This is a genomic window from Lysobacter gummosus (genome assembly GCF_001442805.1).
GTDB classification, from domain to species: Bacteria; Pseudomonadota; Gammaproteobacteria; order Xanthomonadales; family Xanthomonadaceae; genus Lysobacter; species Lysobacter gummosus.
This window is the reverse complement of sequence record NZ_CP011131.1, coordinates 4,383,256-4,409,366: the sequence shown is the minus strand read 5'-3', so window position 1 is coordinate 4,409,366 and position 26,111 is coordinate 4,383,256. Positions and strand designations below refer to the sequence as shown.

At 66.1% G+C, this 26,111-nt stretch carries 14 protein-coding genes; 11 read left to right on the top strand and 3 right to left on the bottom strand.

All coding sequences use genetic code 11. The features are described from left to right. Positions 1-53: 53 nt before the first annotated feature. Entirely contained in the window at positions 54-5,504 is a 5,451-nt protein-coding gene (locus tag LG3211_RS17870) for a T6SS effector amidase Tae4 family protein (protein ID WP_083512634.1), read from the top strand. An 8-nt stretch (positions 5,505-5,512) separates the two neighbouring features. Beyond that, entirely contained in the window at positions 5,513-5,989 is a 477-nt protein-coding gene (locus LG3211_RS25880; RefSeq protein ID WP_148648992.1) for a hypothetical protein, read from the top strand. Between the two features lie 570 nt (positions 5,990-6,559). Here the strand turns inward: LG3211_RS25880 and LG3211_RS17865 are convergent. The 3 genes from LG3211_RS17865 to gshB all read right to left on the bottom strand — a co-directional run bounded on the left by LG3211_RS17865 (position 6,560) and on the right by gshB (position 9,493). After that, entirely contained in the window at positions 6,560-7,576 is a 1,017-nt protein-coding gene (locus LG3211_RS17865) for a cytochrome-c peroxidase (RefSeq protein ID WP_057944002.1), read from the bottom strand. A gap of 76 nt (positions 7,577-7,652) precedes the next feature. After that, positions 7,653-8,534: an energy transducer TonB gene (locus LG3211_RS17860; RefSeq protein WP_057944001.1), complete on the bottom strand. Its 882-nt coding sequence runs from the start codon at positions 8,532-8,534 to the stop codon at positions 7,653-7,655. After that, positions 8,531-9,493 (bottom strand): glutathione synthase, encoded by a 963-nt coding sequence (gene gshB, locus LG3211_RS17855; protein ID WP_057944000.1) that lies wholly within the window; start codon positions 9,491-9,493, stop codon positions 8,531-8,533. The genes LG3211_RS17860 and gshB overlap by 4 nt, the downstream gene beginning before the upstream one ends. 331 nt (positions 9,494-9,824) lie before the next feature. On the opposite strand from gshB, the gene pilG reads away from it, so the two are divergent. The 9 genes from pilG (at position 9,825) to LG3211_RS17810 (ending at position 26,037) form a co-directional block, all read left to right on the top strand. Beyond that, on the top strand, positions 9,825-10,223 hold the full coding sequence (pilG, locus tag LG3211_RS17850; RefSeq protein WP_031372856.1) for a twitching motility response regulator PilG: 399 nt from the start codon (positions 9,825-9,827) through the stop codon (positions 10,221-10,223). 19 nt (positions 10,224-10,242) lie between these two features. Beyond that, positions 10,243-10,608 (top strand): response regulator, encoded by a 366-nt coding sequence (locus LG3211_RS17845; RefSeq protein ID WP_057943999.1) that lies wholly within the window; start codon positions 10,243-10,245, stop codon positions 10,606-10,608. A 10-nt stretch (positions 10,609-10,618) separates the two neighbouring features. Continuing rightward, a complete protein-coding gene (locus LG3211_RS17840; RefSeq protein WP_057945570.1) occupies positions 10,619-11,164 on the top strand; it encodes a chemotaxis protein CheW in 546 nt (181 codons plus the stop codon). 55 nt (positions 11,165-11,219) lie between these two features. Continuing rightward, positions 11,220-13,238, top strand: coding sequence for a methyl-accepting chemotaxis protein (locus LG3211_RS17835; RefSeq protein ID WP_057943998.1), 2,019 nt, complete (start codon positions 11,220-11,222; stop codon positions 13,236-13,238). A gap of 168 nt (positions 13,239-13,406) precedes the next feature. Further along, positions 13,407-20,255, top strand: coding sequence for an Hpt domain-containing protein (locus LG3211_RS17830; protein WP_057943997.1), 6,849 nt, complete (start codon positions 13,407-13,409; stop codon positions 20,253-20,255). Next, a complete protein-coding gene (locus LG3211_RS17825; RefSeq protein WP_083512632.1) occupies positions 20,248-22,263 on the top strand; it encodes a chemotaxis protein CheB in 2,016 nt (671 codons plus the stop codon). Before LG3211_RS17830 ends, LG3211_RS17825 begins: the two co-directional genes overlap by 8 nt. Positions 22,264-22,399: 136 nt before the next feature. Continuing rightward, entirely contained in the window at positions 22,400-22,915 is a 516-nt protein-coding gene (locus LG3211_RS17820; RefSeq protein ID WP_057943995.1) for a chemotaxis protein CheW, read from the top strand. Positions 22,916-22,950: 35 nt separating this feature from the next. Further along, positions 22,951-24,033, top strand: coding sequence for an acyltransferase family protein (locus LG3211_RS17815; protein WP_083512921.1), 1,083 nt, complete (start codon positions 22,951-22,953; stop codon positions 24,031-24,033). Positions 24,034-24,873: 840 nt separating this feature from the next. Then, positions 24,874-26,037, top strand: coding sequence for an OprO/OprP family phosphate-selective porin (locus LG3211_RS17810; protein ID WP_057943994.1), 1,164 nt, complete (start codon positions 24,874-24,876; stop codon positions 26,035-26,037). Positions 26,038-26,111 lie beyond the last annotated feature (74 nt).

The window sequence follows — 26,111 nt, the reverse complement described above, 5'->3', positions numbered from 1 at the left end:
ACGCAGCACACGCTGCTTCGGCAATGGCGGAACATGGATAAGGAAACGAAGCGATGAATCGTATCGAGCAAGGAAAGCGTAAGGGCTGGCGAGTCGGCGCGATGGCGCTCGCACTTGGCCTTTCGATGGGCGCGGTGTCGTTGCGTCCGGGCGAGGTCGGTGCGGCGCTGGAACCGTTACCGGTTTCACTGTCGCAACAGCTGGCGCTGCAGTCGCGCGAGGCGCGCGCGCAGTTGCCGGATGGTCGTTGGCTGGTGCTTGCGCGCGATGGTCGCTCGTTGTCGTTGCGAACGGATGCGACGCCGGCGCGCGAAGTACGTCATTGGTCCTTGAGTTCGGCGCGGCGCTTGGCGAGCGTGAGCGTGTTGGCCGATGGCCGGGTATTGGTATGGGGCGGCGTGGATGAGGGCGGCCGGGCGCAGCCTGAAGGCCTCTGGTTCGACTCGTCGACGCAAACCTTGATGCCAGCGCGGGTACCCGGGCTGGCGCCGCGTGTGGGCCATGCGGCGACCTTGCTGAGCGACGGTCGCTTGTTGCTGAGCGGTGGCTGGACCCCGGGCGTGACCGGCGTGGCCAAATCGGAAGTGTGGGACGAGCGCGACGGCACGGTGCAGATCGTCCCCGGCGCGTGGAATCCGCCGCGCCTGGGGCATTCGAGCGTACTGGAGGCGGACGGTCGGGTGCGGCTGTCGGGCGGCGTGGACGCGCAAGGCCGGTTGCTGAAGCAGGACGATCGATTCGATCCGCAACGGCAGACGTTCGCGCCCGTACCCATGCCCGCAGCGATGAAGGACAGGGCGTCGGCACCGGCGCTGTCGGCCTCGTGGCCGTCGGCGAAGGCGGTGGACGTGTCGCCGGATGCGCGACTGTCGCTGCGTTTCAGCGAGCCCTTGCAGGCCGTGGAACTGAATGCGAGCAGCGTGGTGCTGTTCGGTCCGGGCGGTCGCGCCACTGTCCGGGTGGTGCCGGCGGAAGCGGGGCGTTTGTTGTTCGTGACGCCGCAGCAGGCGCTGTTCCCTGATTCGGCTTACACCTTGTTGATCGACGGCGTGCGTGGCCGCAACGGGCAGCCGTTGGCGACGACGGCAATCGATTTCAAGACCGCCGCACTCAACGCGGCTGAGGTGCCGGCTGGTACATCCAGTGAAGTGCAAGTGACCGGTGAAGGCTCAACACACGCGTGCGTGCAGAAGAGCGCCTGGTACACACCATGCCGCATGCGCTCGGAATTGAAGGACGGCGTTTGGTACCCGGGTGCCGACAACACCGACAGCCGTTGGCGTATTTACACTCCAGACCAAGCGCCGACGCCGAATCCGTCGATGGCCAAGACCGCAGCGCTGTACGGCGTGACAGTGGTGCGCGGCCGGGTAGTGCGGGTCGACGAACAGCCGGTGGCGAACGTGGAGGTCAGCATCGGCGCGAACAAGGCGCGGACCGACGCGGACGGCTGGTTCACTTTGCTGGACGCGACGCCGGGTTGGCAAGAACTGTACGTGGACGGCAGCACCGCCAATGGTTCGGGCGCCGAATACGGCCAGTTCGTGGTTGGTGTGCGGGTGGCCAAGGGCAAGCTAACCGAGCTGAATTACCTGCTGCATCTGCCGCGGATCACGGCGCGCGACAAGATCCAGATCGCCTCGCCGCTGCGCGAGGAACTGCGGGTGGGACACCCGGACATGCCGGGGCTGGAGCTGCGAATTCCGGCAGGCACGGTGATTCGCGATCGCAAGGGCCGGCTGGTGACCGAACTGGCGATCGTGCCGACGCCGGTGAACCGCGCGCCGTTCCCGGTCAAAGAAAACCATCCGATGGCGTTTACCTTGGAGCCGGGCGGCGCGCAGGTGCAGGGTCTGACGCCGACGGCATCAGGCGGAATCCGGGTGTATTACCCGAACTACGATCGCAAGCCGGCGGGCACCTCGGCGGACTTCTGGATTTACGACCCGCTCGAAGGCTGGCGAGTGTACGGCCAGGGTACGGTGTCTGCGGACGGACGCCAGTTCGAACCCGAGCGCGGGGTGGCGTTGCACCAGACGATGGGCGGCATGTACAGCGTGCCGAATACTGATCCGCCGCCGAAGGATGGGATGCCGCCGGATCAGGATGGCAAATGCCCCGATCCGAACTGTGCCGACCAGAGCGCCAAGGGCGGCGGAGCCGGCACCGAGGGCGATCCGGTCGATCTGCACACCGGCGACTTCATCTACTCCGACACCGACGTGACGATCAACGACGTGGTGCCGCTGTCGATCGAGCGGCATTATCGTCCGCGCGACATGGTCAAGCGTGAGTTCGGACTGGGTATGTCGCTGGGCTTCGGCCACTACCTGCAGCGGACCTCCGATGACTATGCGGGAATCCGGATCGTGCTGCCGAACGGCTCAGCGGTGCAGTTCGATCGTTTGTCCGGCACGGGCGCGCAAGGCGAATGGCGTCAGAACGGATCGCGCACCGCTTATGCGGGTGCAGTGATGCGTTCCATCTTTGATTCCGATCCGGAGCAACCTTATGGTCGCGCGTACCGCGTGACCTTGCGCGATGGATCGTCGATGCAGTTCGGCAGCTACAACAACACCCGCTTGCAATGGATCCAGGACCGTTTCGGCAATCAGACGCGGCTGGTCTACAGTGCCGGCCTGCTGAGCCAATTGGTCTCGCCGAACGGCCGGATCGTCAGCTTCACTTACGACCCACAGAACAGGATCAAGGTGGCCAAGGACCATGTTGGCCGCACCTGGACCTACGACTACAACGACAAGGGTCTGCTGTCGGCGGTGACGTATCCGGATCTGACGACCAAGCGTTACACCTATCTGGTCAGCACGTTTGCCGACGACTTCGACGTGTGTCCGTCGGGGATTAACGTCGACCCGCGGTTCTGCCTGTACGCCAAGGCGCACAAGCAGTTCGGCACCTATCTGATGCAGCATGTAATGGAATCGGTAACCGACCGCCGCGGCCATCGCGTGGTCTACAACGAGTATCCCAAGTACGGCAGCTGGATCGGTCGGATCAGCAAGCAGACGCTCGCGGACGACAGCGTATACACGTTCGGCTACAGCAATACGCCGGAAGGTCACCTGGCGGTGTTGGTGACGCGTCCGGACGGCGTGAGGCGACGGGTGTTGTTCGATGAGAATGCAACGCCGTATCCGATCAGCGATACCTACGGCTATGGCACGGACAAGGCGCAGACGTACTTGTTCGAGCGCCATGCGTCGGGACAAGTCAAGGTGCGCACCGATCCGTTGGGGCGCAAGACTGAGTATGAGTACAACGCTGCAAGTCAAGTCACGCAGGTGACAGCTATGGCGGGTACGCCGAAGGCGCAATCGATCCGGATGTCGTACTACGACAACGGCGACCTTCACAGTGTGGCCGATCCCTTGAATCGCACGACGACACTGCAATACACGGACGGTTGTTTGAGCCGGATTACCGATCCGCTGAACCGCACTACCCAGATCGTGTGCAACCTCGCGGGCCAGCCGCTTACGACTACAGACGCGAAGGGCTATACGACGGCCTACCGCTACGAGGGCGGCGAATTGGTAGCGGTGATCGATCCGTTGGGCCGTGCCACGGGTATGGCCTATGACACGCTGGGCCGGGTGGTAGTGGTGCGTGATACGGAAGGTCGGATCGCACGGCGCACCTATGACAGTAACGATCGGGTGCGGACCGCGACCGATCCGATGCAGCAGACCACCGAGATCAGTTACGACAACAACGGCAACGTCTTGGCGGTACTGTTGCCGCATGGCAACGGCATTACCTACGTCTACGACGAACGCGATCGGGTAAAGGAGCGTCGCGACAGCCTGGATCAGGTCGAGACCTGGACCTATTTCGACGGCGATCGGATCAAGACCCATAAGAACCGCCGCGGTCAGATCTCGACTTTCAGCTTCGACGTATTGGGACGTCCGGAAAAGGTGACGTTCGAGGACGGCAGCACCCAGACCCTCGTGTACGACGCCGCCGACCGCCGCCGCCAGTTGATAGACACGGACGCCGGAACCTTGAGTTGGGAGTACGACGAGTTCGATCGCGTGCGCAGCGAAACCAGCGCCGTTGGCACGGTGACGTACGATTACGACGAAGTGGGGCGGCGTATCGGCATGACCGCCGGAAGCCAGGCCAAAGTCGAGTACCGTTACGACGACGGCGATCAGTTGAGTCGAATCTTGCAGGGTGCGGAGGAGGTCGCGTTCGACTACGACGAGATTGGTCGGCGCAAGAGCATGACGTTGCCGAACGGCGTGGTGGCCGCGTATGACTTCAACGAAGCTAGCGATCTGATTGGATTGGCGTACGCCAAGGGCGATGGAACGCTGCTGGGCTCAATGGGTTACGGTTATGACCGAGTGGGACGGCGCGTCGCGCAGACCGGCTCATGGGCGAATCGTCTGCTGCCGGTCGCGAGCGGCGGCAACGCGTTCGACGACAATAATCGGCAGATCCAGTATCACGGCCAAGCGTTGCGCTATGACACCAATGGCAACCTGATCGACGACGGTACCCGCACCTATGTGTGGAATAGCCGCGATCAGTTGGTAGCGATCCAGCAGGGCGGCCAGACGATCGCCAGTTATGTGTACGACCCATTGGGCCGCCGTGTGGGAAAGACCGAGAATGGCCAAGCGGTGCAATATTTGTACGATGGTCTGGACGCGGTGCAAGAGACGCGTGGCGCGGCGGTGAGCGGCATCTTGACCGGTCTGGGCATCGACGAACGCTTTGCGCGTACAGACGTATCAGGCCGAACGTATTTTCTGACCGACGCGTTGGGCAGCACGAAGGCGTTGTCGAATGCGAGTGGCGCGGTGGTGCAGCGCTACGATTACACGCCCTACGGTCAGACCGAGGCGACGCAAGTTGGGTTCAGTAATCCGTACCAGTATGCGGGGCGCGAACGGGACGAGAGCGGGCTGTATTACTATCGGGCCCGTTACTACCATCCGGGGATGGCGCGGTTTATCAGTGAGGATCCGATTGGGTTGGCTGGTGGACTTAATACCTATGCCTATGTCAGTGGAGATCCGATATCTCTTTACGATCCCGAGGGTTTGGCTGGTAAAACACCTCCACGGCAATTTCCCTCCTTCGATATGTTATGGCGGAACTACCCCCGAAATCCCGATCGATCACCAGCTCATCCGAGTTCAGGTCCTTATCCGAATCAATGCGCAATCCGATTGGGCAAGGCTCTGCAGGATTCTGGTGTTGATTTAACCAGCTATCCTTCTGTAAATAAATCAAAAGAAGGCTGGCCCCGTTCGGCACAAAATTTAGCGGATTGGCTTACGCAAAACTACGGAAAGCCGAAAATAATGACCAATACTCAGTTTGAAAGTAAAGATCAATGGTATAAAAATCGTGGCATTATTTTTCAGCCGGGTGTTGAGGGGCAGGCAGATCATATTGATTTGCACAATGGCGGCTGGCAGGGGTCCGGCTATTACAGAGGAACTGAAATATGGTATTGGCCAATCAAATAAAGTGGTGCATGAAAGTAATTCTGCTGGTCGGGCTTGTGCTTGCATGTTTGCCGGTCACTGCTGTTGCAGAGCAATGCGCGCTTGAGAAGAATTTTATATTGCAGGCGGATAGCGAATGGGTGCCGGTTGCGAGATTTATAAGGGGAAAAAAATCTTCTTCGAATTTTTACCCGGTCACTGGTATTAGTGTTGCTGAGGGGGTTTTTTGGGTGAGTACTTATCATTCCGACTACTCTCCAGTAAAGCTCGATGATAGGGCGGGCGTGTTAGTGATATCGAACGTCCGATATTTATATGCACCCATGCATGTTACAAACAATGGGGACGTGAATTCCATAAGGAAATATTCGAATAAGGCGGTCGAATATATTTTGCAAGGCATGAAACCTTGCGATAAATTAAAGTCATTAAAGCTTCTTATATTCTTGCGTGGCTACAGGGATGGGCGATATGCGGACGAGGTGATTGTTTTTAATAAGAAATAAAGGCTGTGGCGCACGGCTCTGTAGTTCTGGCGAAGCGCTTTCTCGATTAGCGAGGACGTAGGCATCTCCATGGAGGACTAGGTCAGGCGACACCTCTTGAAGGAGCAGGTTTTGATAAAGCTGCCTGTGACATTGGCAGAGAGGGACGGCGATAAAAGTATTTGTCGCACTCTGGGCGAGACGGTTGGTGTCGTTGAGCGTGTTGATGTTTTTAAATGGTGAGTATTCGATTTTCGATGCTGGTGGAGTCGCATTGAAGTTCAAGGTTTCGCGTAAGAAGGTTAGGCTCTTTTTTGGCTTGCTGAGTACCGAAATTGATTGCGTAGAGGTTGTCGAGGCTCCGTGATTGCGAAATTGCGGACGCCACAACTGGGGCCTGCGCGCAGATGCAGTTCGGCAGCTACAACAACACCCGTTTGCAATGGGGTCAGGGCCGTTTCGGCAATCAGGCGCGGCGGGACTAGCGCCGGCTTGCTGAGCCAATTGGTCTCGTCGAACGGTCGGATCGTCAGCTTCACCTACGATCACGCGGGTACGCATTTGGCGCATGGCGTTGCCGACCCGTTCTGTCTATTGGGCGGCCGACAACGCCTTGAGAAACGTCAGTAACTGCCTGCGTTCCTCCACCGTCATCGACAATGGCCGTCCCTTGTTGATGCCGCGGTAATACACCTCTTGTTCCACCGCTTCCTCCAGCGTCGCCACCGAGCCGTCGTGCATGTAAGGGGCGGTCAGGGCGACGTTGCGTAACGAGGGGGTGCGGAACGCGGCGAGGTCGGCCGGTTTGCGGCTGGCGACGAAATGGCCCAGGCCGGCGATATCGACTTCGGTCAGCACGAGGTGGCCGAGATTGCGTTTGCCGTCCAGACGTGGAATCAGCGTCGCCACTTTGCCGGCGATGGCGTTGTCATTGATGCCAAGGTGATGAAAACGGTCGTCGGTGAAGCGTGGGCGCGGTTCCTGCAACACATGGCAATCGCTGCAAGCAGCCTTGCCGGTGAACAGGGCCAGGCCGGCTTGTTCGTCGGGGCTAAGTGCGTCGCGGTTGCCGGAACGGTAGCGGTCGTAAGCGCTGTCGCCGCTGCGCAGTGTGCGCAGATGGGCGGCCAGGGCAGTGGCGACCGCATCGGTGGATACGCCACCCACGTCCGCGAACGCGGCGGCGTATTTCGGATCGGCGCGTAGGCGCCGCAGCAAGTCGTCGATCGAACCCAGCCCCATCTCGACCGGATTGGTCATTGGTTGCAGTACGACCTGTTCTAGCCGGGTCTCACGTCCATCCCAGAACAGATGCGGCAGCTCGCCGACATCGAGCAGGGTCGGCGCGTTGCGCGTGCCGGTTTGGCCGCGCACGCCCAGCGAGAGCGGACGCCCGTCGGAGAACGCATGCTCTGGACGGTGGCAGGAGATGCAGCCGGTGCGGCCGTCGCCGCCGAGCCGGGTGTCGGCGAACAGGCGACCGCCGAGGGCCGCCCAGCGGGCATCCGTGGCCGCCGGCACGAGGGCTTGGCCGCAGCCGACGGCGAGCGCGGCCAGTGCGATCGCCAGACACGACAGCCATCGACGGGGCTTGAGCGAAATGCGCATTGCGTTCAGTCCATTGATGCGAGAAGGCGCGGCCGGGTGCCGCGTCGGCTCACGATAACGCGGGTTCCGCCCGCCGCTACTCGTCCACCAGCGATCCGCCCGGCAGGAAATTCCAGGTGCGGGTCACATGCAGGATATCCGGGTCTTCTTCGGTCTTAGGCAGCGGCGGATACGGCTCCGCCAGCCGGGCGATACGCAGGGCCGAGGCGTCCAGCAAAGCGATGCCGCTGCTGCGCACGATATCGGCACGCTCGACACTGCCGTTGCGCCGAACCGCCACGCTGATGACGACTTGCCCGGCCAAGCGGCGGCGACGCGCTTCGTCGGGGTAGTTGAGGTTGCCCACGCGCTCGACCCGGTCCACCCACGAGCGCAGGTAGCCGGCCCAGGCGTATTCGGTGGTGCTGGCGGAGACGAACTTGCGGCTCGGGCGCTTGGCATAGCGCTCCGAGCGCATGTGGATCTCGGCGGCCAGGCGCGCCATCTCGATGTCGTGTTCGATCTTGCGCTCGCCGGCCGGCAGCGGCCGCTCGGTCGGGGTCTGGGTGGCGCGGTCGCGGGCGACCACGGTCTCGCCGCGGGTGCTGCTGACCACGCGCGCGACCGGCTCTGGCTGCGCCGTGGGCGACTGCGCGCGCAACGCCATCTGCGCCACGCCGGCCTCGGCCTGCGGGGCCGGCCCGGACTGGTTGTCGCGCGGGCGGGTGCTCTTGTCGTGCTCGCCGCCGCCCTGGTTGTTGGCCTGGGCGAGGAAATCGGCCTGCTTGGGCGTCAGCGCGGTCTGGGTCTGGGTCAGGATCACGTCCAGCGTCGGCACCACCGGCGCGGCTTTCTCCAGGGTGTAGCCGACGCCGAGCAGAAGAATGCCGTGGACGATCACCGACAGCACTATGGTGGCGCTGAAACGCTGCGGCTCGGCCAAGCCGCCGCCGGGCAGGGGTGGCGCGATCGAACTCATGCGGCGCGGGCGGCTTGCAGGCGGGCCTCGATGGCGTCGAACAGCAAGCCGGCGATGTTGAGGCCGAATTGTTCGTCGAGCTCGCGGATGCAGGTCGGGCTGGTGACGTTGAGCTCGGTCATGTAGTCGCCGATCACGTCCAGGCCCACGAACAGCATGCCGCGGCGTTTCATCTCCGGGCCGACCTCATGAGCGATCCAGCGGTCGCGATCGCTCAGCGGGCGGCCCTCGCCGCGGCCGCCGGCGGCGAGGTTGCCGCGGAACTCGTCGCCCTGCGGGATGCGGGCCAGGGCGTAGTCCACCGGCACGCCATCGACCAGCAGGATGCGTTTGTCGCCGGCGCTGATCTGCGGGAGGAATTTCTGCGCCATGACCAAATGCCGGCCGCCGTCGCCGAGGGTTTCCAGGATGACGTTGAGGTTGGCCTCACCCGCTGCGGCGCGGAAGATCGAACGCCCGCCCATGCCGTCCAGCGGCTTGAGCACCGCCTGGCCGTGCTGTTGGACGAAGGCCTTGAGCTGGGCCGCGTCGCGGCTGACCAGGGTGTCGATGCAGCACTGCGGAAACAGCAGGGCGGCCAGTTTCTCGTTGTAGTCGCGCAGCCCCTGCGGGTCGTTGACCACGAACGCGCCGGCGCGCTGGGCGACGGACAGGATCTGGGTGTCGTGCAGGTACTCGGCATCGACCGGCGGGTCCTTGCGCATCAGGATCACGTGCGCGGCGCCGAGTTCGATTTGTGACCAACCGCCCAGTTCGTGCCAGCCGGCCTTGTCGTCGCGCACGGTCAAAGAGGCGACTTTCGCTACGGCTTTACCGCCCACCAGGCTCAAACCGCCCGGTTCTACATACCAGAGCCGATGTCCGCGCCGCTGGGCTTCCAGTAGCATGGCGAAAGTCGAGTCCTTGGCGATCTTGATCGACCCGATGGGGTCCATCACGACGACGATGTCCAACGGCATGGGAACGGAATCCTGAAAGATTGACGTGATGGTAGCAGGCGGGTCGCCGGTATCTGTCATGATGTCGGGGTCGTAAACGGCCGCCCTGCGTCCATTTGCGACACGCAACGATCAGGTCATCGCACGATGCCAGGGGCGACGATACGCAGGTCGATGGAGGGGTTCTGCCGCATCGTGTGATGCGCGGCAAATGCCCTTCGTGACGCCGGTGCGTTGCGTATTCAGTTTCCAAGCACGGAATGCGCGCTTGACAGCCTGCGTGCGGCTTGGAATAAAGACGGCTTCGCAACGCCCGGGGATTTCACGGCGTTTGCAATGGGGGATACAAAGAATGCTCGACGAGGTTCGTAGCGGCAGCCTCGATGGTCTCAGGGTCATGGTGATCGACGATTCCAAGACCATCCGTCGAACCGCCGAGACGCTGTTGAAACGCGAAGGATGCGAGGTGGTCACGGCCATCGACGGGTTCGAAGCGTTGGCGAAGATCGCCGACCAGCAGCCACAGATCATTTTCGTGGATATCATGATGCCGCGTCTGGACGGCTATCAGACCTGTGCGCTCATCAAGAACAATCAATTGTTCAAGGGCACGCCGGTCATCATGCTGTCGTCCAAGGACGGTCTGTTCGACAAGGCGAGGGGTCGCATCGTCGGCTCCGAGCAATATCTGACCAAGCCTTTTACGCGCGAGGAACTCCTCGACGCGATTCGCAAGCACGTACACGCCTGACCGGGGGGTAAGGCACACCATGGCACGCATCCTGCTTATTGAGGACTCGCCGACGGACACCGCGGTCCTGACTCAGTTGCTGCAACGCAACGGGCACGAAGTTTTCGCCGCGGGCAGTGCCGAGGACGGTATCGAGACCGCCAAGCGGGAACGGCCGGACCTGGTGATGATGGACGTGGTGTTGCCGGGCATGAACGGGTTCCAGGCCACGCGCGCGCTCAGTCGCGACGCGCAGACCAAGGAAATCCCGGTCCTGATCGTCAGCACCAAGGGCATGGAGACCGACCGCGCCTGGGGCATGCGCCAGGGCGCGCGCGACTACATCGTCAAACCGCCGCGCGAGGAAGACCTGATCGCGCGGATCAAAGAATTGCTGGGTAACTGACACGATGATCTTGAAGACGCCGTTCGATGTGCTGAGCGATTACGAGCGCCGCTCCCTGGCGCACGTACCCGGTCTGCCCGAACAGCTCGATGCGCCCGGCCTGTGGCGCGGCGTCGGCTACCGCATCGGCGGGCGCCGGCTGGCCTCGACCTTCACCGAGGTGGTGGAAATCCTCTCGCTGCCGCAGGTCACCCAGGTCCCCGGCGCGCAGCCGTGGATGCTCGGGCTGGCCAACGTGCGCGGCAGCCTGCTGCCGATCGTCGACCTCAAGCAGTTCCTGGAAGGCGAGCGCACCGTGCTGCACGAAGGCCAGCGCATCTTGCTGGTGCGCCAGCCCGGCGGCGACGTGGCGGTGTTGATCGACGAGCTCTACGGCCAGCGCAGCTTCCACGACCAGCAGCAGATCAGCCTCGAAGAAGCGGCCGGCGACGGCCTCATCGAGGGGCGTTACACCCATTTCATCGATCGCGCCTACCGCATCGATGGCCAGCCCTGGGGCATCTTCAGCCTCGACCGGCTGGCGCGCACTCCCGAATTCCGACAAGCAGCGGCCTGAAGCCGCTCCCTTCAATCCAGCACGCAAACGCACGTACACCTGAGGTTTCCGAACCATGAGCACTGTGATGGACAACGCCGGCAAGAGCCGCCTACTGGGCGCCAATACCTGGCTGATCGTGCTGGGCCTATCGGTGTTGGTGTTCGGCCTCAATACAGGCTACGCGACCTGGAAGGCGGCCCGCCTGGGCGGCGCCAGCTCGGCGGCCTCGCGCCTGCAGGTCAACTCGCAGAAGCTCGCGGTGCAGGGGCGTGAAGCGGTCGGCGGCAACAAGGACACCTTCGCCGAGTTCAAGAAGACCAAGGCGGCCATCGACGGCGACATCCAGCGCCTCAACGACAACTACGGCAACACCGCCGGCGTGTCGGGCCCGATCGGCGTGGTCAGCAAGAGCTGGGAGCCGATGGGCAAGAGCGCCGATCAGGTGATCGCCTCCGAGCAAGCCGTGCTGGCCCTGGCCGGCAACGCCGACAGCTTCTCCGGCCGCGTGCCGCAGCTGCAGGCGCGCCTGGACGAACTGGTCCGCGCGATGTCGGCCTCCGGCTCGCCCTCCTCGCAGGTCTACATCGCCCTGCGCCAGGTGGTGCTGTCGGCGACCATGGCCCGCCGCATCACCGAAATCCGCGCCGGCGGCAGCGGCGCCGGCATGGCCGGCGAAGCACTCGGCCGCGACGCGATCGTGTTCGGCAACATCCTCACCGGCCTGCGCAAGGGCGACGCCTCCTTCGGCGTCAACGCCCTGTCCAACGGCGGCGCGCTCGCCGCGCTGGGCCAGGCCGAAACCCTGTGGCAGGAAATGAAAAAGGACCTGGACGCCATTTCGGCCAGCTCCAAGAACCTGTTCCAGGCCCAGGCCGCGGCCGAGGCCATCACCGGCGGCTCGGACAAGATGCTCAGCGAGAGCGAGGCGCTGTTCAGCGCCTTCACCTCGTTCGGCTCGGTGCGCGACACCAGCGTGTTCGGCAACATCTGGGTATCGATCATCTCCGGCGTGGCCGCGCTGATCGCCATCGGCGGCTTGCTGTTCTCGCTGAACTACGCCCAGCAGCGCCGCTACCAGACCACGAAGGAACTCAACGACCGTAACCAGGAAGCGATCATGCGCTTGCTGGACGAAATGGGTTCGCTCGCAGAAGGCGACCTGACGGTGAAGGCCACCGTCACCGAGGACATGACCGGCGCGATCGCCGACTCGATCAACTTCGCCGTCGAACAGCTGCGCAGCCTGGTGCAGACCATTACCGACACCTCGGTGCAGGTGGCCTCCAGCGCGCAGGAAACCCAGGCCACCGCCATGCATCTGGCCGAGGCCGCCGAACACCAGGCGCAGGAAATCAACTCCGCCTCCGACCGCATCAGCGAAATCGCCGCCTCCATCGACCAGGTCTCGAAGAACTCCGCCGAGTCGGCCGACGTGGCGCAGCGCTCGGTGCAGATCGCGACCAAGGGCGCGGGCGTGGTGCGGCAGACGATTCAAGGCATGGACTCGATCCGCGACCAGATCCAGGAGACCTCCAAGCGAATCAAGCGGCTGGGCGAAAGCTCGCAGGAAATCGGCTCGATCGTCGAACTGATCAACGACATTTCCGAACAGACCAACATCCTCGCGCTCAACGCGGCCATCCAGGCGGCCTCGGCCGGCGAAGCGGGCCGCGGGTTCGCGGTGGTGGCCGACGAAGTGCAGCGGCTCGCCGAACGCGCGTCCAACGCGACGAAGCGAATCGAGACATTGGTCCAGACAATTCAGTCCGACACCAACGAAGCTGTGAGCTCGATGGAACAGACGACTTCCGAAGTGGTCGCCGGTGCGCGATTGGCGGAGGACGCCGGTACCGCACTGGGCGAGATCGAAAAGGTGTCGTCGGATTTGTCGAACCTGATTCAAGGCATTTCCAGCGCGGCCCAGCAGCAGTCCAGCGCGGCCTCGAACATCACCCAGACGATGAACACGATTCAGCAGATCACCTCGCAGACCTCGCAGGGCGCCAATCAGACCGCCGCGTCGATTGGAAACCTCGCGCAGTTGGCCGCCGACCTGCGCCGTTCGGTCGCCGACTTCAAGCTGCCGGCCTGAAGGGCGGGCAGCGAAGCCGTTTGAGCGAGGTGCGGTGATGGATCGGCAGTTGCAGCAGGCGGCACAGACATACGAAAGGGTTGTACCGAGGATGAAGCGTCCGACACATCGCTGGCTGAGCCATGGACCGCGTCTGCGATGCGGCCGCGTAGAAGGGCGGATCACGTCATGACCGCCCTGCGCGAAGCCATCGACACCACCACGCTGGGCTGGATCAAGCCCGAGCTGGACGAAACCCTGCGTCAGGCGCGGCAGGAGATCGAGGCGTTCGCCGAAGATCCCGCCGACACCTCGCGCATGCGCGTGTGCGCCAACCATCTGCATCAGGTGCACGGCACCCTGCGCATGGTCGAGCTCTACGCCCCGGCGATGGTCGCCGAGGAAATGGAGCGCCTGGCCGTGGCGCTGCAGCAAGGTGCGGTCCACGACCGCGACGAAGCCTGCGCGGCGCTGATGCGCGGCGTGGTGCTGCTGCCCGATTACCTGGAACGCCTGCAGGGCGGCCATCGCGATATTCCGATCGTGCTGCTGCCCTTGCTCAACGAACTGCGCGCCACGCGCGGCGAGTCGGGCCTCAACGAAAGCGTGCTGTTCGCGCCGAACCTAGACCGTCCGCTGCCGGCGCACCTGCCGCCGCCGCTGCCGGTCGGCGCGGCCGGCGGCCGCAACACCAGTGCTCCGCATCTGGCCTCGCTGCGCGACGCCCTGGCCGCATGGCCGGAAGACGGCGCGCCGGGCAACGCTTCGCAACTGGCCTCGGCCATCGACGGCCTGCTGGCCGACGTGGTGCTGGAACCGGTGCGGCGCATGCTGTGGGTCGCATCCTCCGTGGCCCACGCGCTGCGCGACGGCGCCCTGCCGCCGACCCGCGCGCTGCGCCAGGCTTTCGGCGGCGTCGAGCGCGAAGCGCGGCAGATGCTGGCCGACGACGGCTTCAGCGCGCCGCGCGGCGAGCCCGCCGCCGAGCCGACCCGTCAACTGCTGTACCACGTCGCCCACAGCGACGGCCGCCATCCGGCGCTGGACGACCTGCGCCAGACCTTCGAACTCGCCGCGCACCTGCCCAGCGAGTCGGAACTCGAACACGCCCGCGGCAGCCTCAGCGGCCGCAATCGCGCCCTGCTCGACACCGTCGCGGCGGCGATCAAGGAAGACCTGCTGCGGGTCAAGGACGCGCTCGACCTGCACCTGCGCACCAACCAGACCGACCCGGGCGAACTGCGCCCGCAGGTCGAAGCCCTGGCCCGGGTCAGCGACACGCTCGGCATGATGGGGCTGGGCATGGCCCGCACCGTGGTGCTGCAGCAGCGCGAGGCCATGAGCGAAATCGTCGAAGGCCGCCGCGCCGCCGACGAAGGCACCTTGCTCGATGTCGCCGGCGCCCTGCTGTACGTGGACGCCTCGCTCGACGACCAGGTCTCGCGCCTGGGCCTGCCCGACGACAAGGCCGAGGAAGACCTGCTCGCCGGCGAAGCGCGCAAGGTGCTCGACGTGGTCGCGCGCGAAGCCATCGCCAACTTCGGCGACGCCCGCCAGTCCTTCGTCGCCTTCGTCGAGACCAAGTGGGATCACGAAGAACTCATCGAAGTGCCGCGCGTGCTCGACGAAGTCGCCGGCGCCCTGCGCATGATCGAGCTGCCGCTGGCCGCCGATTACCTCACCGGCGTCAAGCGCTACACCGAAGTCGAACTGATCGGCCGCCGCCGCGTGCCCAGCGGCCAGCAGCTCGACACCCTGGCCGATGCTCTGGCCAGCCTGGAGTACTACCTCGAAGCGCTGCGCGAGCAACGCCCGAACCGCGACGACATCCTCGACATCGCCCGCCAGAGCCTGGAAGCGCTGCGCTACTGGCCGCTGCCGGACGTGGTCCGGGCCGAACCGCAGGCCGAACAGGCCGCCGCGCCCGCGACCGCCGAAGCCGCGTCGCAGGACGGCGCGCAGGCGCCGGCCGCCGCACCCACGCCGCCCGCGCAGAACCAGATCCCCGCCGCCGCCGAATGGACCTTGTCCGACGTGCAGGCGCGCGAGCTGTCCGCCTCTTCCGAACCGGTCGATGCCGAACACGGCGCCGCCCAGTACGCCTCGGCCTTCGACGCCGAGCCGAACACGGCGCAGCCGCCGGCCGAAGCGGCCGACGTCACCGAACGCATCTCCGGCGGGCTGGTCAACAGCGCGCTGATGGAAGCGGTGCCGTCCTCGCCGCCGTCCTTCCTCGGCCAGTCGCAGCCCGCCCACGGCGGCTTCGAGACCGTGGACGACATCGACGACGAAGTGCGGGAAATCTTCCTCGAGGAATTCGAAGAAGAAATCGCCAACCTCGATCACCTGCTGCCGGCCTGGCGCGAAACGCCGGAAGACCTGGCGCGCGTGCAGCCGGTGCGGCGCGTGTTCCACACCCTCAAGGGCAGCGGCCGCCTGGTCGGCGCGCGCACCTTGGGCGAATTCAGCTGGAAGATCGAAAACCTGCTCAACCGGGTGCGCGAGCACGGCCGTCCGGCCAGCCCGCAGGTCATCGATCTGATCGAGCACGCGCATCGCGCGCTGCCGGGTTTCTACGCCGCGCTGCGCAACGAAGCGCCGCTGAGCGTGGACGTGGCCGGCATCGAAGCGCATGCCGATCTGCTCGCCAGCGGCGAAGAAGCGTTCTATCAGGTGCCCGCGCCGGTGTCCGCCGAGCCGCCGGTCGAAGCCGCCGCGCCGCCGGCGATCGTCACCGAAGGCCCGTACGTGCCGGCCTCGGTCGATCCGGTGCTGCTGGAAATCCTCGACGGCGAAGTCGCCGGCCACCTCGTCACCATCGAGGCCTGGCTCGCCAGCGCGCAGGCCAAGCCGCAACTGGCCAGCGACCAACTGCAGCGTTCGATCCACACCTTGAACGGCGCCTTCGCGATGACCGAAGTGCCGGTCATCACCGACGTCACCGCGCCGACCGAAGCCTACGTCAAGCGCCTGCTCGCCAGCGGCGCGCCGGCCAGCAGCGAAGGCATCTCCGCGCTGAGCGCGGTCGCCGACGCGATCCGCCGCACGGTCGAGGCCCTGAAGTCGCCGACCCCGCACGTGCCGATGTTCCTCGGCCTGCCCGAACGCATCGCCGCGCTGCGCGACAGCCTGCCCGACGCGCGCTCGCCGATGGTCGTGGAAGAGTTCGAAATCGAACTCGACGAACTGCCGGGCGGCCAGGAAGTGGCCGAACTCACCGCCACCGATCTGAGCGCTTTCGAAGGCTACGATCTGCAGCGCGAGAGCGAAGACGGCCCGGCGCCGCCGCAGACCTCCACGCCCGCGTCCAACGAAGAAGCTTTCGAGATCAATCTCGATGAGCTGCCGGGCGAGCTCGACGCGCACACTCTGGGCGCGTTGGGTCTGAGCGATCACAGCATCGAAAAAGCCCGCGTCGACGCCGAGCGCGCCGTCGCCGAACAGGCCGCGGCCGAACGCATCGCCGCCGAACAGGCGCAAGCCGCGCGCGCCCAGGCCGAACGTGCCGAAGCCGAGCGCATCGCTGCCGAACAAGCGCAAGCCGCGCGCATCGCCGCCGAACAAGCCGCCGCCGCGCGCGCTGAAGCCGAACGCGCCGAAGCCGAGCGCCTCGCCGCCGAGCGCGCCGAAGCCGCGCGTCTGGAAGCCGAACGCCTCGCCGCCGAGCAGGCCGAAGCCGCACGCCTGGAAGCCGAACGCCTCGCCGCCGAGCAAGCCGAAGCCGCGCGTCTGGAAGCCGAACGTCTGGCCGCCGAGCAAGCCGAAGCCGCGCGTGCGGAAGCCGAACGCCTCGCCGCCGAGCAAGCCGAGGCCGCGCGCCAGGAAGCCGAACGCCTCGCCGCGGAACAGGCCGAAGCCGCGCGTCTGGAAGCCGAACGCCTCGCCGCGGAACAAGCCGAAGCCGCGCGTGTGGAAGCCGAACGCCTCGCCGCCGAACGCGCGGAAGCCGCGCGTTTGGAAGCCGAGCGCCGCGAAGCCGAACGTCTGGCCGCCGAAGAGCAGGCCGCCGCCGAACGCCTCACCGCGGAGCAGGCCGAAGCCGCGCGCCTGGAGGCCGAGCGCCTGGAAGCCGAGCGTGTCGCCGAAGAAGAGCGCCTGGAATACGAACGCCTGGAAGCCGAGTACGCCGCCGAAGCGCAACGCGCCGAAGCCGAGCGTCTGGCCGCGGAACAAGCCGAAGCCGAACGCCTGGAAGCCGAGCGTCTCGCCGCGGAACAAGCCGAAGCCGAACGCCTGGAAGCCGAACGCCTCGCCGCGGAACAGGCCGAAGCCGAACGCCTGGAAGCCGAACGCTTCGCCGCGGAACAGGCCGAAGCCGAGCGTCTGGAAGCCGAGCGTCTCGCCGCGGAGCAGGCCGAAGTCGAACGCCTGCAAGCCGAACGCCTCGCCACCGAGCAGGCCGAGGCCGAACGCCTGGAAGCCGAGCGCATCGCCGCGGCCCAACGCGACGAAGCCGACCGACTGCAGGCCGAATATCTGCAAGCGGCCAACAGCGAGCCGGACGAACTCGTCCAGGCTCATCTGCAAGACCTGGCTCGCGAAGCCGAAGCGGCCGCCGCCGCCGAAGCCGAGCAGGCCGCGCGCCGCGCGGCCGCGCCGAGCAGCGCCGTGGCCGGCATCTCCGCCGCACTCGCGGCCGCGTTCGCGCAAGCCTCCAGCGCCGATCCGGACCCGGAAGCCTCGCTCGACCTGAGCGAGCTCGATCCGGAACTGGTCGATATCTTCGTGGAAGAGGGCGGCGACCTGCTCGACCACTCCGACGGCCTGCTCGCGCAACTGCGCGAAGCGCCGAACGAGCGCGAGCCCCTGGTCGGCCTGCAGCGCGATCTGCACACGCTCAAGGGCGGCGCGCGCATGGCCGGCATCATGGCCGTGGGCGAACTCGGCCACGTCATGGAATCGCTGCTGGAATCGGTGGTCGATAACCGCATCGAACTCGGCCGCGACGGCATCGTCCTGCTCGAGCGCGGTTTCGACCGCCTGCACGCGATGGTCACCCGGGTCGGCGGGCGCAAGGCGATCGCCATGCCCAACGCGCTGATCTCGGTGTTCGAAGCGCGCTCGCGCGGCGAAGCGCTGCCGGGCATGGCCGAAGGCTACGAAGGCGAAGGCGCGGCGCAGGCCGCGGCCGTGGACACCGGCGCGCTCAAGCCGCTGTCGGCGCCGATCGTGGACGCGCCGTTCGCGGACGAAGACGACATCGGCGTGCGCGCTCCGCAGGAACAGGTGCGCATCCGCGCCGACCTGCTCGACCGCCTGGTCAACTACGCCGGCGAAGTGGCGATCTACCGCGCCCGCCTGGAACAGCAGCTGGGCGCGTTCCGCGGCGCGATCGCGGAAATGGCCGCGACCAACCTGCGCATGCGCGATCAGCTGCGCCGCCTGGAAATCGAAACCGAAGCGCAGATCATCGCGCGCTACCAGCGCGAGGGCGAATCGGGCGACCAGTCCTTCGATCCGCTGGAACTCGACCGTTTCTCGACCCTGCAGCAGCTGTCGCGCGCGCTGGGCGAATCGGCGGCCGACCAGAACAGCCTGCAGATCACCCTCGACGATCTGACCCGCCAGTACGAAACCCTGCTGCTGCAACAGTCGCGCGTGAGCTCGGAGTTGCAGGAAGGCCTCATGCGCACGCGCATGGTGCCGTTCGATACGCTGCTGCCGCGTCTGCGCCGCGTGGTGCGCCAGGCTTCGACCGAACTGGGCAAGCAGGTCGCGCTGAAGCTGGAAGGCACCCAGGGCGAACTCGATCGCAACGTGCTCGAACGCATGACCGCGCCGCTGGAGCACATGCTCCGCAACGCAGTCGCGCACGGTCTGGAAAAACCCGAACAGCGCCGCGCCGCCGGCAAGCCGGAAGAAGGCACGGTGCGCATCGCGGTACGCCGCGAAGGTTCGGAAGTCGTGCTGGAAGTGGCCGACGACGGCGCCGGTCTCGACCGCGCCGCGATCCGCCGCCGCGGCGAAGAACGCGGGCTGGTCCGCACCGACGCGGTGCTGTCCGAAGCCGATCTGGACACGCTGATCCTGGAACCGGGCTTCTCCACCGCCGACGAAGTCAGCCGCCTCGCCGGCCGCGGCGTCGGCATGGACGTGGTCGCCAGCGAAGTGCGCCAGCTCGGCGGCACGCTCGACATTCATTCCAACCCGGGCAAGGGCGTTCACTTCACCCTGCGCCTGCCGCAGACGCTCGCGGTCACCCAGGCGGTGTTCGTGCGCATCGGCGACATCACCTTCGCCGTGCCGATCGCCTCGGTGCGCGGCGTCGGCCGCCTGTCGCGCGAACTGCTCGACGCCGGCGATGTGGCCTACCGCTACGGCGGCGAGGACTATCACGTCCACGATCTGGGGGTCCTGGTCGGCCATGCGCCGGCCAAGGCCGAAGGCCAGTTGCAGATGCCGTTGCTGCTGATCCGCTCCGGCGATCTGCGCGCCGCGGTCACCATCGACCAGGTCATCGGCAACCGCGAAATCGTGGTCAAGCCGGTCGGCCCGCAGGTCGCGTCCGTGCCGGGCATCTTCGGTGCGACGATCATGGGCGACGGCCGCGTGGTGGTGATTCTCGACATCGCCCCGCTGGTGCGCCGCCGCGCCGCGCTGCTGCAGGACTTCGCCTTGAACGCACCGCCGCCGCCGGTTCCGGCCGAAACCCGGCGCGTGCCGCTGGTGATGGTGGTCGACGACTCGGTGACCATGCGCAAGGTGACCGGCCGCGTGCTGGAGCGCCACAACTTCGAAGTGGTCACGGCGAAGGACGGCATCGACGCGCTTGAGCGTCTGGCCGAACGCGTGCCCGACCTCATGCTGCTGGATATCGAAATGCCGCGCATGGACGGCTACGAGCTGGCCACGCAAATGAAGGCCGACCCGCATCTGCGCGACGTGCCGATCGTGATGATCACCTCGCGTACTGGCGAAAAACACCGCCAGCGCGCGTTCGAGATCGGCGTCGAGCGCTATCTCGGCAAGCCTTATCAGGAGCCCGAATTGATCCGCAACGTGTTCGAACTGCTTGGAATTTCGCGTAGTCATGGCTGAAGCAGAACGTCGCGTAGTGTTGTTGGCGCGAGCCGGCGTCGCCTGTGAGCGCCTGCGCGGCGCGCTGATGGAAGCCGGCGCGAACCTGGTGCTGGAAGGCGATCCGACCGTACTCGATCCGGCCGCGCTGGATTCGGCCGATCCGGACGTGGTCGTGGTCGTGCTCGATCCGGCCGCCGAAGACGCGCTGGACCGGTTCGAAAACGTGCTGATCGATCCTTCGATCGAAGTGATCTTCGAGGAGGCCGAACTGGCCGCCTCGCGCGAAGGCTGGGACGCGGCGCGCTGGGCGCGCCACCTCAGCGCCAAGCTCAACCGTCACGACGACGTGCTGCCGCCGGGCCGCGAGCCGGAGCCCGAATCGGTGCCCGTGCTGGTCGCCGACGGGTTCCAGCGTCCGCAGTCCGATACCTCGCCGCTGGCGCAGGAACCGGTGGCGGCCGATGTCGGCCTGGTGCCGTTGCAGCAGGTCGAAGCGTCGGAGGCATCGCAATTCGGCGAGATCGAGGAAATCGAAGCGGTCGAGGCCTTCGAAGCGGAAAGCTTCGACGCGGGCGATGCCGCAACGGACGATTTCCGCTCCAGCCCGGCGACTTCCGCGCCGGCCTTCGATGCTGGCTCCGTCGAACCCGCGTCCGATTCTTCTTCCTTCGCCGCCGCCGAACAGCTCGCCGAACTGGCCCGCGTCGCGCCGACCGGCTCGGCCGGCGACCGCATCCTGTCCGAACCGCCGCCGCTGCCCGACGAAGCGCGCGAGTTCTTCGCCCGTCAGGCGCTCGGCACCGCCGTGCCGGGCGGCGACACCGATCTCATCGAGATCGACGCCTATCCGGCCGACGGCGCGGTCGAAGAAGTGACCGCGCAGCCGGCGGCGTTCGACGACAAGCGCGTTTCGGATTTCGATTTCGAAGGCCTCACCCTGGAAGCGACCGACAAGCAGTCGGCGGTGCCGGGCGAGGCGCAGCCCTATTCGCCGGCGGTGGACCAGTGGGTTGAGGCCGACCACGTCGACACCGGACTGCCCGCGCTCGACGAAGCCGGCCTGGGCGATCTGGAAGTGTGGCGCGCGCCGGCGCCGGACCAGATGCAGGAACTGGTCGATCTGGATGCCTCGTTCGCCGTCGAAGGCGCGCGCATCGATTTCGACGCGAGCCATCGCGATGCGACGCCGATCGCGCCGATCGATTTCGACGACGGCCGCGGCGAACGCCGCGACGGCGGCGCGGAAAATTTCACCTTCGAATCCGGCATGGATTTCGACCTGAGCACCGAAGCGGCGCCGCTGGTCGATCGCATCCCGGTCGCGTCGGCGCCGGCGGTGCCGGATTGGTCCTTCAGCGACGAGGCCAGCCTGGTCAGCGCCGCCACCGGCCAGAGCGGCGCGCATGGCGCGGCCTCGATGGGCAAGCACGATTTGGACGAAATCGAACGGCGCATCTCCGGCCTGGAACTGGTCGATGACCGCTTGCCGGCTTCGACCCGCAGCGGCGCGGTGCTGGTGCTCGCCGGCATCGGCGGCCCCGACGCGGTGCGTCAGTTGCTCGGCGCGCTGCCGGAAAATTTCGATCGTCCGGTGCTGGTGCAGCAACGCCTCGACGGCGGCCGTTACGACAGGCTGGTCGCGCAGATGCAGCGCGCGACCTCGGTACTGGTCAAGCTCGCCGAACCGGGCTCGCGCACCATCGACGGGGTGATCTACATCCTGCCGGCGGGCGTGGGCATCGAAGCGACCGACAACGGAATCCAGTTCGTGGAAGGCGGCGACGTGCTCGAGGCGCTGCCCGCGTCCGACAGCGCGGTGCTGTTGTTCAGCGGCGCCGATCCGGGCCAGGTCGATGCGGCGATGAAGCTGTCCGCGCACGGTGCGCTGATCGCAGGCCAGGCGCCCGACGGCTGCTACGACGCGGCCGCCGCCAGCGCGGCGATCGCGCGCGGCGCCGGTCACGGCCAGCCAGCCGATCTGGCGGCCAAGCTGGCGGCGCGCTGGTCCAGGCAAAGCCCGATCTGATCGCGCCGCGCGGCGACGCGCAGCGCGACGTTGTTCCAAAGCGATCGCCCGATGGCGGCCGCGACGCGTCAACCACCGGCTTCGCCCGTCGAAGCCTTCGCAACAAGCCGCGGCCACCGCGGCGAGGATTCGCGCGATGTCGAACGAAAATCAAACCAGCGGTTCCGCGGGCGACGCCTCGGCGTCCGCCCAGACCGACATCCGCGGCGTGTTGATCCAGGTCGGCGGCGCCCGTCTGCTGCTGCCCAACGCGACCATCGCCGAGGTGCTGTCGTTCGCGCCGCCCGCGCCGATCGAAGGCGCGCCGCGCTGGCTGCTCGGCCAGACCCGCTGGCGCGGTTGGACCTTGCCGCTGATCGCGTTCGGCGAACTGTCCGGACTGGCGCGCGAACCCGGCGGCCTGGGCAGCAAGGTGGTCGTGCTCAAGGCGCTCAGCGCCGCCTCGCGCCTGCCGTATTTCGCCCTGCTGACCCAGGGCTTCCCGCGCCTGGTCACGGTGGCCGCCGACAGCCTGACCCTGGAAGGCCGCGAAGGCGATGTGCTGCCGCACGGCGTGCAGGCGCGCGTGCGCCTCAACGACGATGCCGCGCTGCTGCCCGACCTGGAAGCGGTCGAGGCGATGATCGGCGAAGCGCTCGCGCAAGCGGCGTGAGTCCGGCGCCGCAGCACGGCGGCGCCGCGTCGCCCGTGTCCGCGCCGCCCGCGTCCGTCAAACGCTATGCCTCGGTCGATGCGCTGCGCGGATTGACCGTCGCGGCGATGCTGCTGGTCAACGATCCGGGCGACTGGGACCACGTCTACGCGCCGCTGCTGCACTCGGCCTGGAACGGATTCACTCCGACCGATCTGGTCTTTCCGATGTTCTTGTTCATCGTCGGCGTGTCGATCGCGCTGGCGATGATGCCGCGCCGCGACAGCGGCGTGCCCGCCGCCGACCTGCTGCGCCCGGCGCTGTGGCGCGCGCTGCGCATCGTCGGCCTGGGCCTGCTGCTGCACACCATCTCGATGTGGGTCACCGGCCACGAGCACCTGCGCCTGCCCGGTGTGCTGCAACGCATCGGCCTGTGCTTCGCCGCCGCGGCCGTGCTGGCGTTGTATGTGCCGGCGCGCGCGCAATGGATCGCCTTGTTGGCGTTGCTGGCCGGCTACGCCGCGCTGCTCGCCGCCGGCGGCAGCTACGAGCCGTTCATCAACATCGCCAGCCGCATCGACAGCGCGCTGTTCGGAGTACACGTCTATCAGATCGACCCGGTCAGCGGCCGCGGCCACGATCCGGAAGGGCTGGTCTCCGCGCTCGGCGCCCTGGCCACGACCTTGCTCGGCCTGCGCGCCGGCGATTGGCTGCGCCGCGGTCAATTGCGCGCGCTGCTGGTGGCCGGCGGCGTGTGCCTCGCCGCGGGCTGGGTGCTGTCGCATGCGCAACCGATCAACAAGAACCTGTGGACGCCGGCCTATGTGCTGTGGGCGGGCGGCTGGTCGTGCTGGATTCTCGCGCTGTTCCATCGCCTGATCGATCGCGCCGGATGGCCGCCGATCGGACGCGCCTTCGGTGTCAACGCGATCGCCGCGTACGGCGGTTCGGCACTGATGTTGTATGCGCTGATCGGATTGGGCTGGCTGGAACCGGTCTATCGCCACGGCTTCGCCGACTGGATGACGCCGCGCTTCGGTCCCTACCTGCCGTCGCTGGCGTTCGCGCTGGCCTTCGTCGCGCTGTGGTGGGCGGTGGTCAAGCTGCTCGATGCCCGGCGCATTTACTTCAAGATTTAATTCGCGCGTGCCGCACTCGCGGCGGACGGCGCCGCGTCATCGCGGAGTTGTGCCGATGCTACTTACTCAGCGTGCCGGTCAGCATGCAGCTCTCGCGCGCAAGATAAACGTCACGTGACGTGGGTCACATTTATGCCGTCGATGTCGGCAGGTTTCTCGTTCTTTTTTCGTCATCCCGGGTTTTAGGCGCCGCGCTTCACCCGATTGGCGCACATCACATGCCTCTCCATCGCTTGCACCGTGCGCATGAGTATCGAGGAATGCAGCGATCCCTTGGCGGCGATGCGCTATCGCATTGAAGCGGCGATGTTCGTCGTGCGATCGCGGCCGACGCGACCCCTGAGCGCGGCGGCGCGTCATTACGATTCGGCAATGCATGCGCGATATGCATGCGATGCACGCAATCGACCTTCGACGTGCACATGCGATGCAGCTATCGGTCGCACCCCGAATTTTTCCCGCTGGACAAGCTTCATTCGTCTCGCTATCGAAAGCATGAAGTCTGCGATGTGATGAGCAGCACGTAAGTCGTCTCGCAGACCCGATGGCAGGGGTAGGGAAAGCAGGGGAGGAAAGGCGCGGCGCGCCGCATCGCTTCCGATCGCCATCCGCGGATCATCGAGCCGCGGGCGATTCCAGGATGCGAGCGCGCCGCGGGACGCGACGAGGACGTCGGCGCATTCGCGGACGACACGAACCGCGTGAGCCGAGCGGACAGGATGCCGACGCACGCGGCGATGCAGACAAGACATGACCTCGGCCCGGCCGCGGCGATTCGTCGCGCCTTGCCGATAAGCAAACCAGGGGCCGGCACGGCCGGAAAATACAGGGGAAGCAACCATGCGGATCAACACTGCGCTCGCCGGCGCGATGTCCTTGGCGTTCGCCGCGACGGCTCAGGCGGAAACTGCGGACTACAGCCTGCTGGGCGATTGGCCGGTCAAGCTGACCACCGATTCCGGACTGGAACTCGGGCTCAAGGGCAATGCGAATTACGACTACAACGAATTCGGCGACGACCGCTTGCCGTCCGGGGCCGATCGCTTCGTCGATGACGACGCCTGGCGCCGGCAGGAACTCAGCGCCTTCGTGCGCAAGCCCGGCGTATTCGACATCGCGGCCGGCTACGACTTCAAAAGCAAACTGTGGCTCGACAACTTCCTGCGCCTGTCGAGCAAGGTCGGCGGCGATCTGCGCATCGGCCAGTTCAAGACCCCGGTCGGCTACGAGGAAAGCGCGGTCGGCTCCAATGCCTCGACCTTCATGGAACGCGCGCTGCCGGTCGGCCTGATGTACGAAGGTCGCCGGCTCGGTGTGGACTGGACCTACGACAAACTTCCGGGCTGGTACATCAACGCCGCGCTGATGAGCGGCGGAGACCTGCAAGGCAACAACGACGGCCGCACGCTCGCCGCGCGCGTGGTGTTCAATCCGATCAAGACCGACGCCGACGTGATCCACCTGGGCCTGTCGGCCTCCAACGAAAAGCGCGACGACGACCAGGCGCGAGCGCGGGTGCGGCCCGAGGCCGCCCTGACCGACGTGCGCCTGGTCGATTCGGGCGCGCTCGGCCATGTCGAGGCGATCAATCGCCAGGGCCTGGAAGCGATCTGGCGCCACGGCCCCTTGCTGGTGCAGAGCGAATACCTGCGCATGGGCGTGGACCGTTACGGCCAGCCCGACTACAGCACCGATGGTTATTACATCGCAGGTTCGTGGGTGTTGACCGGCGAGGCGCGCCCGTACAAGAACTCGGGCTTCGGCAACCTCAAGCCCAGTCGCGCGTTCGGCGCGGTGGAAGTGGCCGTGCGCTATTCGCAGGTCGATCTCGACGATCGCGGCGTCGCGCTCGGCGGACGCCAGCGCGACTGGACGCTCGGCGCGAACTGGTACATCGGCCAGCACTTCAAGTTGCAGGCGAACTACATCTGGGCCGACAGCAAGCGCCGCGGCCTGCAGCTGGACCCGGACATCGCGCAGTTGCGCATGCAGATCTATTTCTAGGCCCGATCGCGCGAGCACGGCCGGTCGGGTCCGACCGGCCGGCGCGTTCCAGCCAAGTCCACAGGGGGAAGCCA